The sequence below is a fragment of the Paucibacter sp. DJ2R-2 genome, from assembly GCF_025717675.1.
In the GTDB taxonomy this organism is placed as follows: Bacteria; Pseudomonadota; Gammaproteobacteria; order Burkholderiales; family Burkholderiaceae_C; genus Paucibacter_A.
Map to the genome: position 1 here is coordinate 377667 of NZ_JAJIRT010000001.1, position 13937 is coordinate 391603.

General features: G+C 66.1%; 13 protein-coding genes and 1 pseudogene. 11 read left to right on the forward strand and 3 right to left on the reverse strand.

Features of this window, described 5'->3' with window-relative positions; all coding sequences use genetic code 11:
- Positions 1 to 195: 195 nt before the first annotated feature.
- From LNV28_RS01685 to LNV28_RS01715, 7 genes and pseudogenes are all read left to right on the forward strand, one after another.
- A pseudogene (locus LNV28_RS01685) lies at positions 196 to 990 on the forward strand (NAD(P)/FAD-dependent oxidoreductase); the annotation flags it as partial.
- Positions 991 to 1191: 201 nt separating this feature from the next.
- Positions 1192 to 1560, forward strand: a complete 369-nt coding sequence (locus tag LNV28_RS01690; protein WP_263517155.1) for a dihydroneopterin aldolase — start codon at positions 1192 to 1194, stop codon at positions 1558 to 1560.
- Positions 1561 to 1720: 160 nt separating this feature from the next.
- Complete coding sequence (ttcA, locus tag LNV28_RS01695) at positions 1721 to 2704, forward strand: tRNA 2-thiocytidine(32) synthetase TtcA (protein WP_411969916.1); 984 nt, start codon at positions 1721 to 1723, stop codon at positions 2702 to 2704.
- An 84-nt stretch (positions 2705 to 2788) separates the two neighbouring features.
- Positions 2789 to 3412 carry a DUF4136 domain-containing protein gene (locus tag LNV28_RS01700; RefSeq protein WP_263516809.1) on the forward strand — a complete coding sequence of 208 codons (624 nt, stop codon included), beginning with the start codon at positions 2789 to 2791 and terminating at the stop codon, positions 3410 to 3412.
- Between the two features lie 119 nt (positions 3413 to 3531).
- Complete coding sequence (gene glmU / locus LNV28_RS01705; RefSeq protein ID WP_263516808.1) at positions 3532 to 4923, forward strand: bifunctional UDP-N-acetylglucosamine diphosphorylase/glucosamine-1-phosphate N-acetyltransferase GlmU; 1392 nt, start codon at positions 3532 to 3534, stop codon at positions 4921 to 4923.
- A 226-nt stretch (positions 4924 to 5149) separates the two neighbouring features.
- Complete coding sequence (locus LNV28_RS01710; RefSeq protein WP_263516807.1) at positions 5150 to 5536, forward strand: hypothetical protein; 387 nt, start codon at positions 5150 to 5152, stop codon at positions 5534 to 5536.
- Positions 5537 to 5626: 90 nt separating this feature from the next.
- Positions 5627 to 6163: an SRPBCC family protein gene (locus LNV28_RS01715; RefSeq protein WP_263516806.1), complete on the forward strand. Its 537-nt coding sequence runs from the start codon at positions 5627 to 5629 to the stop codon at positions 6161 to 6163.
- A 147-nt stretch (positions 6164 to 6310) separates the two neighbouring features.
- On the opposite strand, the gene LNV28_RS01720 is transcribed toward LNV28_RS01715, so the two are convergent.
- Both LNV28_RS01720 and LNV28_RS01725 read right to left on the reverse strand, forming a co-directional pair.
- Positions 6311 to 7240, reverse strand: a complete 930-nt coding sequence (locus LNV28_RS01720) for a transposase (RefSeq protein ID WP_263516805.1) — start codon at positions 7238 to 7240, stop codon at positions 6311 to 6313.
- Positions 7241 to 7326: 86 nt separating this feature from the next.
- The gene (locus LNV28_RS01725) at positions 7327 to 7830 is read right to left on the reverse strand and encodes a thioredoxin family protein (protein WP_263516804.1); all 504 of its coding nucleotides are present in this window, start codon (positions 7828 to 7830) and stop codon (positions 7327 to 7329) included.
- Between the two features lie 93 nt (positions 7831 to 7923).
- On the opposite strand from LNV28_RS01725, the gene LNV28_RS01730 reads away from it, so the two are divergent.
- The 4 genes from LNV28_RS01730 (at position 7924) to LNV28_RS01745 (ending at position 10887) form a co-directional block, all read left to right on the forward strand.
- Positions 7924 to 8850 carry a DUF808 domain-containing protein gene (locus tag LNV28_RS01730; protein ID WP_263516803.1) on the forward strand — a complete coding sequence of 309 codons (927 nt, stop codon included), beginning with the start codon at positions 7924 to 7926 and terminating at the stop codon, positions 8848 to 8850.
- 86 nt (positions 8851 to 8936) lie between these two features.
- Positions 8937 to 9164, forward strand: coding sequence for a hypothetical protein (locus LNV28_RS01735; protein ID WP_263516802.1), 228 nt, complete (start codon positions 8937 to 8939; stop codon positions 9162 to 9164).
- Positions 9165 to 9224: 60 nt separating this feature from the next.
- Positions 9225 to 9872, forward strand: coding sequence for a UPF0149 family protein (locus LNV28_RS01740; RefSeq protein ID WP_263516801.1), 648 nt, complete (start codon positions 9225 to 9227; stop codon positions 9870 to 9872).
- A 19-nt stretch (positions 9873 to 9891) separates the two neighbouring features.
- Complete coding sequence (locus LNV28_RS01745; protein WP_263516800.1) at positions 9892 to 10887, forward strand: AraC family transcriptional regulator; 996 nt, start codon at positions 9892 to 9894, stop codon at positions 10885 to 10887.
- A 314-nt stretch (positions 10888 to 11201) separates the two neighbouring features.
- Here LNV28_RS01745 and LNV28_RS01750 read toward each other — a convergent pair whose 3' ends face one another.
- Positions 11202 to 13934, reverse strand: a complete 2733-nt coding sequence (locus LNV28_RS01750; protein ID WP_263516799.1) for a S9 family peptidase — start codon at positions 13932 to 13934, stop codon at positions 11202 to 11204.
- Between the last annotated feature and the right edge of the window lie 3 nt (positions 13935 to 13937).

Here is a 13937-nt window from a genome sequence, read left to right on the forward strand (position 1 = left end):
CATCACTTCATCATTTCCATGTCCATCAGCAGGGCCGGGCACACGGCCGAAACCAGGCAAGCTGCCGCCTGGGGACGATACAAAAAGGGCCATATTGTGATGGCCTGCGCCGGACTTCTGGGTAGCGCTCGGCCTGAAAACGATCCAGCTGGGATAATCCGAGGCCTCCTGCATCTGCCCTGAGCCTTGCCCGCCATGCCCCAAGCCCCTTCCCTGCCACAGCCACTGCCACCGCAGCTCGATGTCGCCATCCTCGGCGGCGGCCCTGCCGGTTGCAGCGCGGCCTCCTGGCTGCAACAGCTGGGCCTGCGCGTGGCCCTGCTGGAGCGGGCGCCCCAGCTCTGCGCCAGTTTGCAGAGCCTGAAGTTCGGCCAGGATTGGGTGCTGGGCGCCCCCGGTCAGGCCCTGTCCACCCTGGGCCAGCAGTACGCTGGCCAGATCGAGAGCCTGAGCGAGGTGCACACCGTGCTGGGCCAGAGCTGCGCCCATCTGGACTGGCTGGCCGGCGAAGGCTGGCGCCTGCGCCTGGACGACGGCCAGGTGCTGCAAGCACGCGCCCTGTTGTTGGCCACCGGCCTGAAGCCGCTGCGCCCGGAAGCCTTCTTCCCGACGCCTTTGCCCCACCCGCGCGTGCTGGACGCACTGAGCCTGACCGCCTGCCGCGAGCAACTGGCGCCAGCGCGCATCCTGCTGCTGGGCGGCGGCGACAACGCGGCCGAGAACGCTCTCTATTTGCAGGCACGCGGCCACCAGGTCACACTTTGGTCGCGCAGCGACTGGCGCGCCCAACAGCGCCTGGTGGACCGCATCCAGGGCCTGGCTGCCGCCATCCACACCCGCCTGCCCAGCCCGATGCCGAGTCGCCTGCAGCCCGACGAGGCGGGTGTCACTGTGCATTCGCAAGCCTTTGGCGAGGAGCGCTTTGAGCATGTGGCCGTGCTCTTGGGCTTCGAGGCCGAACCCAGCGCCTGGCTGCAGGTGGGTGACGCGCTGCAGCGCGCCGGAATCACGGCGCCGTCTCACCCATTCCGAGACGAGCCGCGCTTCGCGCCCCTGGGCCTGTTCGTGGCCGGCGATGCCAGCGGCCGCCAGCACCCTTGCGTGCAAACCGCGCTGGGCGACGGTGTCGTGGCAGCCAAGGCCGTCGAGGCCTTTTTGCGCCCGCTGCACGAGGGCCAGCCCAGCCTGGCGATGCGCCGCAACAATCGCCAGATCATCCACATCACCGGCCTGCGCTTCGGCGCCAACCTGGGCGTGCTGGACTTCGAGCGCGAAGGCCCGCAACCCATCCAGGTCGATGCCGAAGTCAATCTCGGTGCCCAGCAGATCGTCTCGCGCGACGCCGACATCGGCCATGTGCTGGACTACCGCCGGGTGCGCACCATCATCATCGACGAATGCACGGCCGAACACACCGACCTGCTCGAAGCCTTGCTGGGCAAGCTCTGCACCCGCTTGATGAAGCTGCCCGGCGTGGCCGGCGTGCGCATCAAGGTCACCAAACTCGAAATCTTCCCCGACTGCCAGGTCGCCATCAGTGCCGAATGCGGCCAATGGTGATGGTGATGGACCACCCCGACGCGCTTCGCGCACCCCTCAAGGGGCAGCGCCCGATGGCCCGGCAAAGCCAGCTCCATGGGCGCCACTCGATCAATCGCAGCCCCTGGCGGGGCGCTCAAAAGCACAGCCTGCCGCAGTGACAAGGACAGACACCATCATGCTGAACACCCAAGACGCCCCCACCCTGAACCTCGACCTGCCCAGCCAACTGGAAGCCGCCGCGCCGGCCAGCGATGACAGCGCCGCCAAGGACAAAAAGACCTCGGTCGAGCTGAACAAGTTGTCCAAGCGCCTGCACCGCCAGGTGGGCCAAGCCATCGTCGACTACAACATGATCGAGGAGGGCGACAAGGTCATGGTCTGCCTCTCGGGCGGCAAGGACAGCTATTCGCTGCTGGACATCCTGCTGAACATGCAGAAACGCGCGCCGATCAAGTTCGACATCGTCGCCGTCAACCTCGACCAGAAGCAGCCGGGCTTCCCCGAGCATGTGCTGCCCGAATACCTGAAGTCACGCGGCATTCCCTTCCACATCGAGGAGCAGGACACCTACTCCATCGTCAAGCGCCTGGTGCCCGAGGGCAAAACCACCTGCAGCCTGTGCTCGCGACTGCGCCGCGGCAACCTCTACCGCGTGGCGGAGGAGCTGGGCGCCACCAAGATCGCCCTGGGCCACCACCGCGACGACATCATCGTCACCCTGCTGCTGAATATGTTCTTCGGCGCGCGCATGAAGGGCATGCCGCCAAAACTGGTCAGCGATACCGGCAAGCATGTCGTGATTCGCCCGCTGGCCTATGTGGCCGAACCCGATCTGGTGCGCTGGGCGGCACACCGCGAATTCCCCATCATTCCCTGCAATCTGTGCGGCAGCCAGGAGAACCTGCAGCGAGTGCAGGTCAAGGCCATGATCAACGACTGGGAGAAGAAGTTCCCTGGTCGCATCGAGAACATGTTCAGCGCCATGGGCAATATCGTGCCCTCGCACATGATGGACCGGGACCTCTTCCCCTTCCAGACCCTCAAGGCCGACGGCCGGCCCGACGCCAACGGCGACATCGCCTTCGATGAGGACGAGGCTTGCAGCACGCCGCAAACCAACGCCGGCCCGTCCGTGATCAGCATCCACCGTCAAGAACAGTAAAGCTTCGTCCACACAAGAGACACAAAGCGCGCGCGGAATCGGTTCACAATCAAAGCCATCAGAACAATACGTTAGGAGCACGCCATGCACATTCCTCGTCGTTCCCTTTTGGCCGCCTTGGGCGCCGTCGCCGCACTGGGCCTGAGTGCCTGCAGCGGCCCTTACAGCATCAGCAGCGAAGTTTCCAGCTTCGGCAGTTGGCCCGAGAGCCGCAAGCCCGGCAGCTTTGCGTTTGAGCGCCTACCCTCGCAGGCCCAAGCGGGCGCCATCGCCGACAACCAGGCTCGCATCGAAGCCAGCGCTCGCGCGGCCCTGCTGAAAGCCGGCTTCACCGAAGCTACAGACGCGAAGAGCGCCGACGTGCTGGTGTCCCTGGGCATGCGCGTGGACGCCCAGGACCGCGCGCCCTGGGACGATCCGCTGTGGTGGCGCTGGCAAGGCAGCTACTCGCACTGGCGCTACGGCGGCCTGGGCCGCATCGGCATGTACCACCCCTCGGACATGCTGGACCGCCGCTACGACCGCTCGGTGGCCGTGCTGCTGCGCGACCGCCAGAGCGCCGAGCCGCTTTACGAAGCCCGCGCCAGCAACGAAGGCATGACCCAAGGCCCCAGCGAGCTGGCCGGCGCCCTGTTCGAAGCCGCGCTGAGCGATTTCCCGAAGGTGCGCCCCGAGCCTCACCGCGTGGTGGTGCAAGCCATCCGCTGAACCAACCCACTGAGCCTGGCCACTCATGGCAAGCCCCCAGCGGGCTGTCATGCGGGCCGGCTGATAATCAGCGCTTCACTGAAACCTCACGGGGCGGTCACCGCCCCGCTTGCATTCACATGGCGCTGAACATTGTCATCATGGCCGCGGGCAAGGGCACCCGCATGAAATCGGCCTTGCCCAAGGTCTTGCACAAGCTGGCCGGCCGCTCGCTCTTGCGCCATGTGCTCGACATGACGCAGGGCCTGCAAGCCCAGCGTAATGTCGTCATCACCGGCCATGGCGCGGACGCGGTGGAAGCCGCCGTCGCCGGCCCCGGCGTGCAGTTCGTGCGCCAGATGCCTCAGCTGGGCACCGGTCATGCCATCCAGCAAGCCGTGCCGGCCCTGCCCGAGGACGAGGGCACGACCCTGATCCTGAACGGCGATGTGCCCCTGATCAAGCAAGCCACCGCCCAAGCCTTGGTCCAAGCCTGTGATGGCAAGGCCCTGGTGCTGCTGACCATCCACCTGAGCGACCCGACCGGCTACGGCCGCATCGTGCGCCAGGACGGCCAAGCGGACGGCAACGTGCTGGCCATCGTCGAACACAAAGATGCCAGCGCTGAGCAGCGCACCATCCGCGAGGGCTACACCGGCATGATGGCCGCCCCCACCGGCGCGCTGAAACGCTGGGTCGGCCAACTCAAGAACGAAAACGCCCAGGGCGAGTACTACCTGACCGACATCGTCGCCATGGCCGTGGCCGAAGGCGTGCCGGTGCTGGGCATTGCCGCACCGAACGAGACCGAGGTGCTGGGCGTCAACAGCCCGGTGCAGTTGGCTGACTTGGAGCGTCGTTTCCAGTTGGAACAAGCCGAAACCCTGCTGGAAGCCGGTGTGCGCCTGGCCGACCCGCGCCGCTTTGATGTGCGCGGCTCCTTGAGCTGCGGCCAGGACGTGGAAATCGACGTCAACTGCGTGTTCGAAGGCACCGTGATCCTCGGCGACAACGTCCGCATCGGCGCCAACTGCGTGATCCGCAATGCCAGCATCGGCGCCGGCACCCGCATCCATGAGTTCACCCACATCGACGGCGAGAAGGCCGGCGGCGCCCAGGTCGGCGCTGGCGCCCTGATCGGCCCCTTCGCCCGCCTGCGCCCCGGTGCGGACCTGGGGGACGAGGTCCACATCGGCAACTTCGTCGAGGTCAAGAACTCCACCCTGGCCAAGGGCGCCAAGGCCAACCACCTGGCCTATCTGGGCGACGCCACCGTGGGCGAGCGCGTCAACTACGGCGCCGGCTCCATCACCGCCAACTACGACGGCGCCAACAAGCACCGCACCGTGATCGGCGCCGATGTCCATGTGGGCAGCAACTGCGTGCTGATCGCGCCGGTCGAAATCGGGGCCGGCGCCACCATCGGCGGCGGCTCCACCATCACCAAGCCGGTGGCGGCGGGCGAGCTGAGTGTGGCGCGCGGCAAACAGGTGGCCATCGCCGGCTGGAGCCGGCCGCTCAAGAAACGCTGAGATCGGCCGAGCGGGCGTGATAATCGCACGCAGGTATGGCTCCGCCTGGTGTTGCACCCCCGTCTGCGGGGGCGCGCCAGTCGGGCCCAGCGCCTAGGATTTCGCAACGGGTTCCTTCAGCAGTCTCAAAGGGCACATCATGGCGCGCAATCTCACAGCATCCAGGCGAAGTCTGGCCGACTCCACACCGGCCAAGTCCGCAAGCACCCGAGGTGAAGAGGCTCTCGTGATCGACAGTTCCTGGCAGACGCTGGACGAGATCCAGGCCCGCGAAGAGCAGCAAGCACGCGCCGAGGCCCTGGAAACCCAAGCCCTCTACCAAGCAAAATGCGATGACGCGGCCAGCGCCTGCTGGTACCTTTGCCGCAGCCTGGGCCTGGCGCGCCAGATGGAGGCCGACGGCGAACCCACACTGGAGCTGCTGTTCCAACTGCTGGGCGCTTTGTCCGATCTGCCAGCCGAGGTGAGCACGGCCCCCGTCCCGGAAGCCGTGGGCGCCGACACCCTCGGTGTGTTTGAACTCTGCCAACAACTGGCCGCCGCCCGCGAGTTGAGCCAGGAAGCCTGGGTCGACGCCGAGCTGGCCGCGCCGCGCCAGGCCCTGACACACTGAAGCGCAACCAGTCTCCCCGCAAGGGCGCCGCACCTCCGTGCCGCGCCCTTTTTTGTTCTTGAGTTTGCCCGCCACTTCGGAGTCCTGCCCATGAGAGTTCTCAAGTTCCTCGCCATGGCCGTGATCGGCCTGCTCGCGCTGCTGCTGATCGGCGGCCTGCTGCTGTCCCCGAAGTTCCATGTCAGCCGCAGCGTGCAGATCGCGGCCAGCCCCGACAAGGTCTATGCCTTGGTGGCCAGCCCGCGCCAATGGAAGCTGTGGAGCGTCTGGAACCAGCGCGACCCGGCCATGCAGATCGACTACAGCGGCCCGGAGTCGGGCGCGGGCGCCGTCTGGGCCTGGCGGAGCAAGACCGAGGGCGACGGCAAGATGAGCTTCACCGCAGCCGAGCCGGGCCGGAGCGTCGCCTATGAGCTCTACTTCCCCGACTTCGGCACCACCTCGAGCGGCGAGCTGCGCTTGTCCGCCAAGGACGGGGGCACCGAACTGAGCTGGCTCATGGATGGCGATATGGGCAGCAACCCCTTGTTCCGCTGGCTGGCCTTGTTTGCCGACGGCATGGTCGGCAAAGACTTCGAGGCCGGCCTGGCCCGCCTCAAGCAGGTGAGCGAGCAGCAACAGCCCTGAATCAGGCCGGCCGCCAGCCGGTCGCAGAGCGCGGCTGCCTCAATTTGCAGCAAGACAAGACAAAGCCCCTGCAATCAAGCACTTGGCGCGTCTATGGGCGCCTTGCCCACGTGCTTATCCACAGCAGGCGGGGATAGAGCCGACACCTCAGCCAGGCATCCGGCCGCGCTCCACCCCAGCGATCAGACGGCTGACACGCGAGACCGACAGGCCGAGTTCGGCCGCCAAGGCGGTCATGGACCAGCCGCCCTCGGTGTGGGCGCTGTACAGCGCCTGTTCGCGGCTGGGGTTGGCCGCCAAACACTCTTCCCACGCGGTGCGAGCAGGGCCCACGGTGGCCGTACCGGGGCCCGGGCGAGCGCGGGCGGCCTGACCCGGCACCCCGACAGCTTTGCTTGCAGCAGCAAGGGCCGCAGCCGCCGCTCTGGCGGCCGCCTTCATGCGTTTGACGAAAGCGGCATCGCCGAGAAAGATCTGTTGCCGCAAGCGCCCGGCCCAGAGGTCCAGATCCGGCTCACTGGCCACCAAGTCGGCATAACGGTCCGCTGCACGCCGCCGATCCAGAGCGCCGCGCAGGCTGCGGCCCAGCACAAAGGCGTGCAGGCCGTCGGCATCGAGCCAGGGCGGAGCCGGCTCCAAACCGACATGCGCGCGGTAGCTCGACCAAGACCAGGCCGCCAGGTCCCGTACCAAGCCCAGGCGCAAAGGGCTCAGCTCGACGTAGCGGCAGGCGTCGAGCAGATGGGCTTCTCGGTCCACCAGCACAGCTTTGAAGCGGCCATGAAACAGCGGCCCTTCGCTGCCATGGCGGCGGTTGTGGTACTGGGTGTAGACCCCGTTCAAATGGCGCATCAGGCGCGAGAGATTGGCCTGACGGGTGAACAGCAGCAGTTGGAAATGATCGGGCTGCAGGCAGTAGGCCAGCACCTGGGCATCGAAACGCTGCATGGTTTGAGCGACCAGCGCCAGCAGCGCGCGCCGATCGGCGTCATCAACACAGGCCGCAACACCTGGGTCGCAGCGCGAGCTGAGCAGGTAGACAGCGCCGGGAATTTCGATGCGAGGAGGACGGGCCATGCATCAACTTAGATGCGCGGCGCGCAAAAGGCAAGAAAAGGCAAGGCTTGACCCCTGTAGCGGGGACAGGTCATGCCCAGCCGGGGTCAGGTCTTGCCGTGCAGGCCTTCCAGCACCTTGAGCACGGCCTCGTCGCCCATATTGCGGGCGTCGGCCAGCTCGCCACCGTTGGTGGCCTTGAGCACGCTGCCGTCATTGGCCAGCACGGCCACAGCCGGGATGCCCTTCTTGAGGGAGACGCCGATCTGCGCTGCCAAATCGACATTGCGGTCGAAGCGGCCGACGTTGACCTTGAGCACCACCAGGCGCTTGCCGACATGCTCGGACAGGCTGCCGGCGCTCATCTTGCGGTCCAGGGCCAGGCAATCGCCACACCAGTTGGCGCCAAACACCAGCAACACGTTCTTGCGCTGGGCTTGGGCGGTGGCCAGGGCCTGGTTGAGTTCGGCGCGGGCGTCGGCCAGCTCGTTGTAGACCAGCTTGGCCACCGTGGCCGCCGGTGCCGGGGCGGTGGTCTGAGCCAGCGCCGGCGCTGCGAAGCACATGCTGCTGAGGGCCAGGCTGCTGAGGAGTGCGGTCTTCTTGATCATGGTGAGCGACGGTCTGGGTGGACGATTCGCGAGTTTGCCATGCCGAATGCGGTACAAAGCGGCACTTCACCACTCTGCTCCTGCCGAAGCTCCATGGCCGCTTCCAGCCTTCTGGCTCTGATCGACGACATCGCCACCATCCTCGACGATGTGGCCCTGCTGGCCAAGGTTGCGGCCAAGAAGACCACCGGGGTGCTCGGCGATGACCTGGCACTGAACGCGCAGCAGGTGGCGGGTGTCTCGGCCGAACGCGAGCTGCCCGTGGTCTGGGCTGTGGCCAAGGGATCCTTCCTGAACAAGGCCATCCTGGTGCCAGCGGCTCTGGCCATCAGCGCCTGGGCCCCCTGGGCGGTGACGCCGCTGCTGATGCTGGGCGGCGCCTACCTCTGCTTCGAAGGCTTCGAGAAGCTGGCGCACAAATTTCTGCACAGCGCGGCCGAGGTCGAGGCCGAGCACCAAGCCCTCAGCCAAGCCGCGCTGAACCCAGAGCAGGACTTGGTGGCCTTCGAGCGCGACAAGATCAAAGGCGCGATCCGGACCGACTTCATCCTCTCGGCCGAGATCATCGCCATCACCCTGGGCACGGTGGCCGGCGCCAGCTTCAGCACCCAGCTGATGGTGCTCAGCGGCATCGCCCTGGTGATGACGGTCGGGGTCTATGGTCTGGTGGCCGGCATCGTCAAGATCGACGACGCGGGTCTCTACCTGAGCCGCCGCCCGGGCGCTCTCAAACAAGGCCTGGGTCGCCTGCTGCTCTCGGCGGCCCCCTGGTTGATGAAGGCACTGGCCTTGGCCGGCACGGTGGCCATGTTCCTGGTCGGCGGCGGCATCCTCAGCCACGGCCTGCCCGCCCTGCACCACTTCAGCGAAAGCCTGGCCACGGCCATGGGCTCGCTGTCCTGGCTGGGACCGGTCTTGTTCGACGGCGCGGTCGGCCTGGTGGCGGGCGCCCTTTGCCTGGCTGCGCACAGCGCCTTCGTCAAACTCAAGGCTCGCCTGGGCGACCAGACGCTGGCATAGTCGTTCATTCACTCCCGCTGTGCCGCAGGCGTGCGGCCACGCGGGGCCAGGTCTTGCCTGCCCGCACCCAGAGTAGGATTCGCCCCATGAAGACGTACACCATCGAAATCCAGAAGTTCAAGGCTGCCTCCAACAACATCCACGGCCAGATGCTGCTCAAGGTCGACGCCCTGGTCAGCCCCAAGGCCGCTGTCGAGGGCATCGAGCCCAGCACCATCCTGGCGCTGACCGAGGCCAATGCCCGCGTGCTGATGGCCTTGCTCAAGACCCAGCTGCAAGAGTTCGACGGCAAAAAGGCACGCAGCCGCTTCTGATTTCGCGGCCCGCGCCCGGGCCTGCAGGCCCTTGGTGCGCGCAACAGCGACAATGGCGCCATGGAATATCCCCAATACAAGCCCCAGTCCGACCATCTGCCCCTCAACGACGAGGAGCTGTCCACCCTGGACGACATGCTGATCAAGCTGCCGGTCGAGGCTGCGATGAACATCGAGGCGCTCGATGGCTATCTGGTCGGGCTGCTGCTGAGCCCGCAACGCCTGGCCGATCTACCAGGCGCCGATTGGCTGCCCACGGTCTGGGGCGGCGATGGCGATGACCTGGAAGCGGACAGCAAGTCCGAGAACTACCCCTTCGTCAGCGGCAAGCAGCGCAAGCGCGTGACCTTGCTGGTGCTGCGCCACCTGCAGTCCATCGAATGGCAACTCAATGCCAAGCCTGAGCTCTGGGAGCCGATCTTCAGCGTCGCTGAAGACGACAAGGGCGATCTGGTCGATGCCGAGGAATGGGCGATCGGCTTCCTGACCGCTGTGGACCTGGCTCCCGAAGCCTGGGCACCACTGTTCGACGACGCTGTCACTGGCCCCTTGCTGGCCCCAATCGCCCTTCTGGGCGGTGACGAAGCCACACTCAGCGACGCGCAACGTGCTCAACTGGCCGACTTGAAGCAGAAGGATGAGTTGAGCCGCGCCGTGCTTGACCACGTGCTGAAGCTCTGGGAACTCCGCAAGGCCAAGCAAGGCTGAGGACGGACCCAGGGCAGGCATGGCAAACGAGCCCAGCGCGGCCCACCGGCAGCGCCACGCGCAGCGCATGAATGCGCTGCTCGACCACATCGACGCGCATCTGGACCAAGCGCTGGAGCTCAGTGGCCTGGCCGAGCGCGTGCACTTCTCGCCCTTTCATTTCCACCGCGTGTTCGCGGCCTGGATGGGCGAAACCTTGGGCGACTATCTGCGCCACCGCCGCCTCGATGTGTCCGCCCTGATGCTGGCACAGCCCGAGCCGCGCTCGGTGCTCGAAGTCGCCCTGACCGTGGGCTTTGGCTCCAGCGAAGCCTTTGCGCGCGCCTTCAAGCTGCGCTTTGGCCAGACACCCAGCGCCTGGCGCCTGGACAGCCCGCAGCGCTGGGCGCGCGAACTGGCCTGCTCGCGCGAACAACAAGCCCTGCGCCACCGCCCGCCACCCGCCTTGCTGAGCAATCTGGATCAGACAGAGCGCAATCTCGATCAGGCCGACGCGGCCTGTGCTGAAGAAGATACAGGCTCTTGTTTCACTTCAGAGAGCCATATGCACATCAGCCTCCAACAACTGCCCCCGACCCGGGTGGCCTACCTCCGCCACATCGGGCCCTACGGCCAGAGCGTCCACGAGTTCTGGATGAACACCGTGCTGCCCTGGCGGCAAGCCCAGGGCCTGGAACAACGTGCCTGCTACGGCATGGGCCGCGACGACCCCAGCTTCACGGCGCCCGAGCAATGCCGCTACGACGCCTGCGTCGAGGTCGATGCCGACTTCATCGCCCGCAGCCCGGCCAACATCCAGGACCTGCCCGGCGGTCGCTACGCCGTGGCGACATTCCGCGGCACCTTGCCGGACTTTGCCCATGCCTGGACCGAGTTGCTGCGCGGCTGGCTGCCCTCCAGCGGCCTGCAGATCGATGGCCGCCCGGTCTTCGAGCATTACCCGCCCGACTCCGGCTATGACCCGCATACAGGCATTTTCAGCTGCGAGCTTTGCCTGCCGGTGAAGGCGGCCTGAGCTGGCCCGCCGCTTAGACGCGCTTTCGGCACAGAACCGTCGATCGCTGAGATTTGAATACGAACGCAGAGTGCGCGGAGGCTCGCAGAGGTCGCAGAGAGAGAAGAAGAGCGAGGATTGTGTTCTCAGCGTCCTCTGCGGTCCTCTGCGAACTCTGCGTGCTGAAACTTCTCCGCGAACGACGGCTCCGTGCCGGTACCTGCCGCTCATTCTGAATGTTCGGGACTCCGCTCAAAAACGAAGGGCTTGCCAACTGGCAAGCCCTTTGAGTCTTCTACAGCGGCCATCACGACAGCCGCCAGGCAATCACGCGATCAGGGCGCGGTGCGGCCCAGATGCTGCAGCCAGAAGGCTTCGTACTTGCGGTGCCAGCCGACGGTTTTGACGGCGCCGCCCATGCCGTGCTCGCCCTCGGGATCGAGGAAAAGGTCGACCAGGCCTTCTTTGCCCGTCTCGAGCAGGGCGCGATAGACGTTGACCGTGTCCTGGTAGAGCACGTTGGGGTCCATCATGCCGTGTACCAGCAGCAAGGGTTTGCGCAGGCCCTTGGCCATAGGCAGCAGCGAATACTTGCGCAGCACGGGCTTGCTGCGATCGACCTTGCCGATGGTGCGGCCGCTGTACCAGCTGTTGTAGTTCTCCCATTCGGTCGGGCCAGCACCGGCGATGCCGGCGGCAAACAGATCGGGCTTGCTGAACATCGTGTACTGGGTCTGGAAGCCACCGAAGCTCCAGCCGTTCAGGCCCACGCGCGCGGGGTCGATGCCGAAATCCTTGCTCATCAGCGCGTGCAGGTCTTCCAAATCCTCGGTCTGCGGCAGGCCGGGGTTCTCCCAGTTGGCGTCCGAGAAGCGGCGGCCGTAGTTGCTGTGGCCGCGCGAATCGATGGTCACCATCACATAGCCATGCTTGGCCGCCATATACATGGCGAAGACGTAGGCGCTGGGCTGGAAGCTGTCGCTCTCGACCGAGTGGCGGTCGTTCAGCGGGCCGCCGTAGATGTAGACCACCGCCGGGCGCTTGTCGGAAGCCTTCCAACCCTGCGGCTTGAAGACATAGGCCGGGATGCTGTCGCCATGGCGGTTCTTGAAGCTGAAGCGCTCGGGGCGCAGCACATCGACCTGGCTCCAGGCCTTGTCATGGCTGTCGGTCAGGGTCTTGAGCGTGGGCTTGGCGCTGGCCTCGATCAGCTTGAACTCGGGGCGCGACACCCAGTTGCCGGCATTGGCCGCCAGCCACTGGCCGTCGTGCGAGACCACGGCATTGCGGTGGTACTCGCCCGGCATGCCCAGGGCCTGCATGCTGCCATCGGCCATGCTGACGCGGAACAGGTTCATGCTGGCCAGATCGTCCTTGTTGGCCGCCACGAACATGCTCTTGCTGTCGGGCGTGAAGCCCAGCACCTGATGGGCCTCGAACTCACCCTTGAGCAGGGGGCGCAGGCTGCGTGAGGCCAGATCCCAGGCATAGGGCTGACGGAAGCCGGCTTCGTCCAGCACCAGCACCAGCTGCTTTCCGTCGGGCGTGAAGCGCGGGCGCACCACATTCACCACCTCATGGCCAACGTCGCCGCGGCGCTCCAGCACCATCTCGGGCTTGGCGCTCTCGTCAGCGCTGCCCACGTAGACACGCAGCAGTTCTTTCTCGCGCTCCCAGGTGCTGAAGGCATAGCGGCTGCCGTCACGCGCCCAGGCGATGGGGCTGATCTCGAACCAGACATCGCCACCGGCATGGGTGAACACGGGCGCCGATTGCTTGGCCGGCGCTTCACCGGCGGCGGGCACCTTGCGGATATAGAGCGCCAGGGGCTTGATGACCAGCTTGTCGTCGGAGACTTCGCGGTCCACCTTCTTGGCTTTGGCGAAGCGCTCGTTGTAGCCCATGATCTCGACCTGGCGGCCGGTGGGCTCGGGCACAGGCTTGCCGTCATCGCCGGCTGGCTTGCTGGGCGCGCGGCCGATCAAGGCCATCCAGCGGCTGTCTTCACTGAGCGTGGTCGATTCGATGGCGTACTTCTTGTCCGCGTCATCGGGGTGGATCAGCTCGCGGTTGAGCACCTGCACGCCGCCCTGGTTGAAGCGGGCACGCAGCACGCGCTTGTCGTCCATGAAAACGTAAGCGGCATCATCGGCGGTGTAGGCCACCACGCGCAGATTGCGCTGCAGGTCCAGCAGGGGCTGCAGCTTGCTGTCACCGGCCACCCAGCGGAACAGAGCGCCGCGGTACTGCAGGATCAGCTCATCGGCCTTGTTGGCCCAGACGATTTGCGTCGCGCCGGGGTAGAGGTCGCTGGGCTTGAGCTTGTCGCGCAGCTGCTTTTTCTTCAGCTCGTCGCGCCATTCCCAGAGTTCCTTGTCCTTTTCAACCTTGGCTTCGGGCTTGGTCTCGGCCTTGGCGGTGGCACTGGGCGCCGAGGCAGCCGAAGCCGCGGCTTCTGCCGCGGCAGGCACGGGCTTGCCGCTGCGCTTGGCTTCCAGTGCGGCCGCGGCCTTCTTCTCGGCTTCGGCCTCGGCCTTGTCGGCGGCCTTCTGGGCCTCGTCCTTGGCCTTCTTGGCGGCGAATTCCTTCTTCACCAGCTCCAGCTGGGCGGCTTCCCATTGGCCCAGGTCTACGTTTTCGCCGCGCAGGTAGGCGGCTTGGGCTTCCTCGCGGGCTTGGCGCTCGGCGGTCTCGCTGCGCTTTTGCTGTAGCTTTTTGTCAAAGCGCTGCAAATCCTCGGGCGCGTCGAAGGCGGCCATGATGGCAGGCGAAGTCAGGCGCAGGCTCTTGCCGGTCTTGCTGTCATGCACATAGAGGTCGGTGCCCGGCTCGCCAAACGGGTTCCACAAATAGGCCAGATAGCGGCCGCTGCGGCTGAACTTGGGCTCGCGCGCGTTCTCGCCCCGGTAGGGCTCGGCGCGGAACACCTGCTCCAGACTCAGGGGCGAAGCGGTGGCAGTTGCCGCGCTGGGCGCGGCCGTCGCCGTGAAGGAAAAGCTCGCTGCGCTGAGCAGGGCCGCCAGCAGGCAGCTCGTGCCTGCCAGCTTTGAAGGTTGATTCTTGAACAATCC

What these genes read in the sequence shown, in the direction of transcription:
- LNV28_RS01690 (WP_263517155.1), top strand. Translation starts at nt 1,192, where the DNA reads ATGCGCCGCAACAATCGCCAGATCATCCACATCACCGGCCTGCGCTTC.
- LNV28_RS01700 (WP_263516809.1), top strand. Translation starts at nt 2,789, where the DNA reads ATGCACATTCCTCGTCGTTCCCTTTTGGCCGCCTTGGGCGCCGTCGCC.
- glmU (WP_263516808.1), top strand. Translation starts at nt 3,532, where the DNA reads ATGGCGCTGAACATTGTCATCATGGCCGCGGGCAAGGGCACCCGCATG.
- LNV28_RS01715 (WP_263516806.1), top strand. Translation starts at nt 5,627, where the DNA reads ATGAGAGTTCTCAAGTTCCTCGCCATGGCCGTGATCGGCCTGCTCGCG.
- LNV28_RS01720 (WP_263516805.1), bottom strand. Translation starts at nt 7,240, where the DNA reads ATGGCCCGTCCTCCTCGCATCGAAATTCCCGGCGCTGTCTACCTGCTC.
- LNV28_RS01725 (WP_263516804.1), bottom strand. Translation starts at nt 7,830, where the DNA reads ATGATCAAGAAGACCGCACTCCTCAGCAGCCTGGCCCTCAGCAGCATG.
- LNV28_RS01730 (WP_263516803.1), top strand. Translation starts at nt 7,924, where the DNA reads ATGGCCGCTTCCAGCCTTCTGGCTCTGATCGACGACATCGCCACCATC.
- LNV28_RS01735 (WP_263516802.1), top strand. Translation starts at nt 8,937, where the DNA reads ATGAAGACGTACACCATCGAAATCCAGAAGTTCAAGGCTGCCTCCAAC.
- LNV28_RS01740 (WP_263516801.1), top strand. Translation starts at nt 9,225, where the DNA reads ATGGAATATCCCCAATACAAGCCCCAGTCCGACCATCTGCCCCTCAAC.
- LNV28_RS01745 (WP_263516800.1), top strand. Translation starts at nt 9,892, where the DNA reads ATGGCAAACGAGCCCAGCGCGGCCCACCGGCAGCGCCACGCGCAGCGC.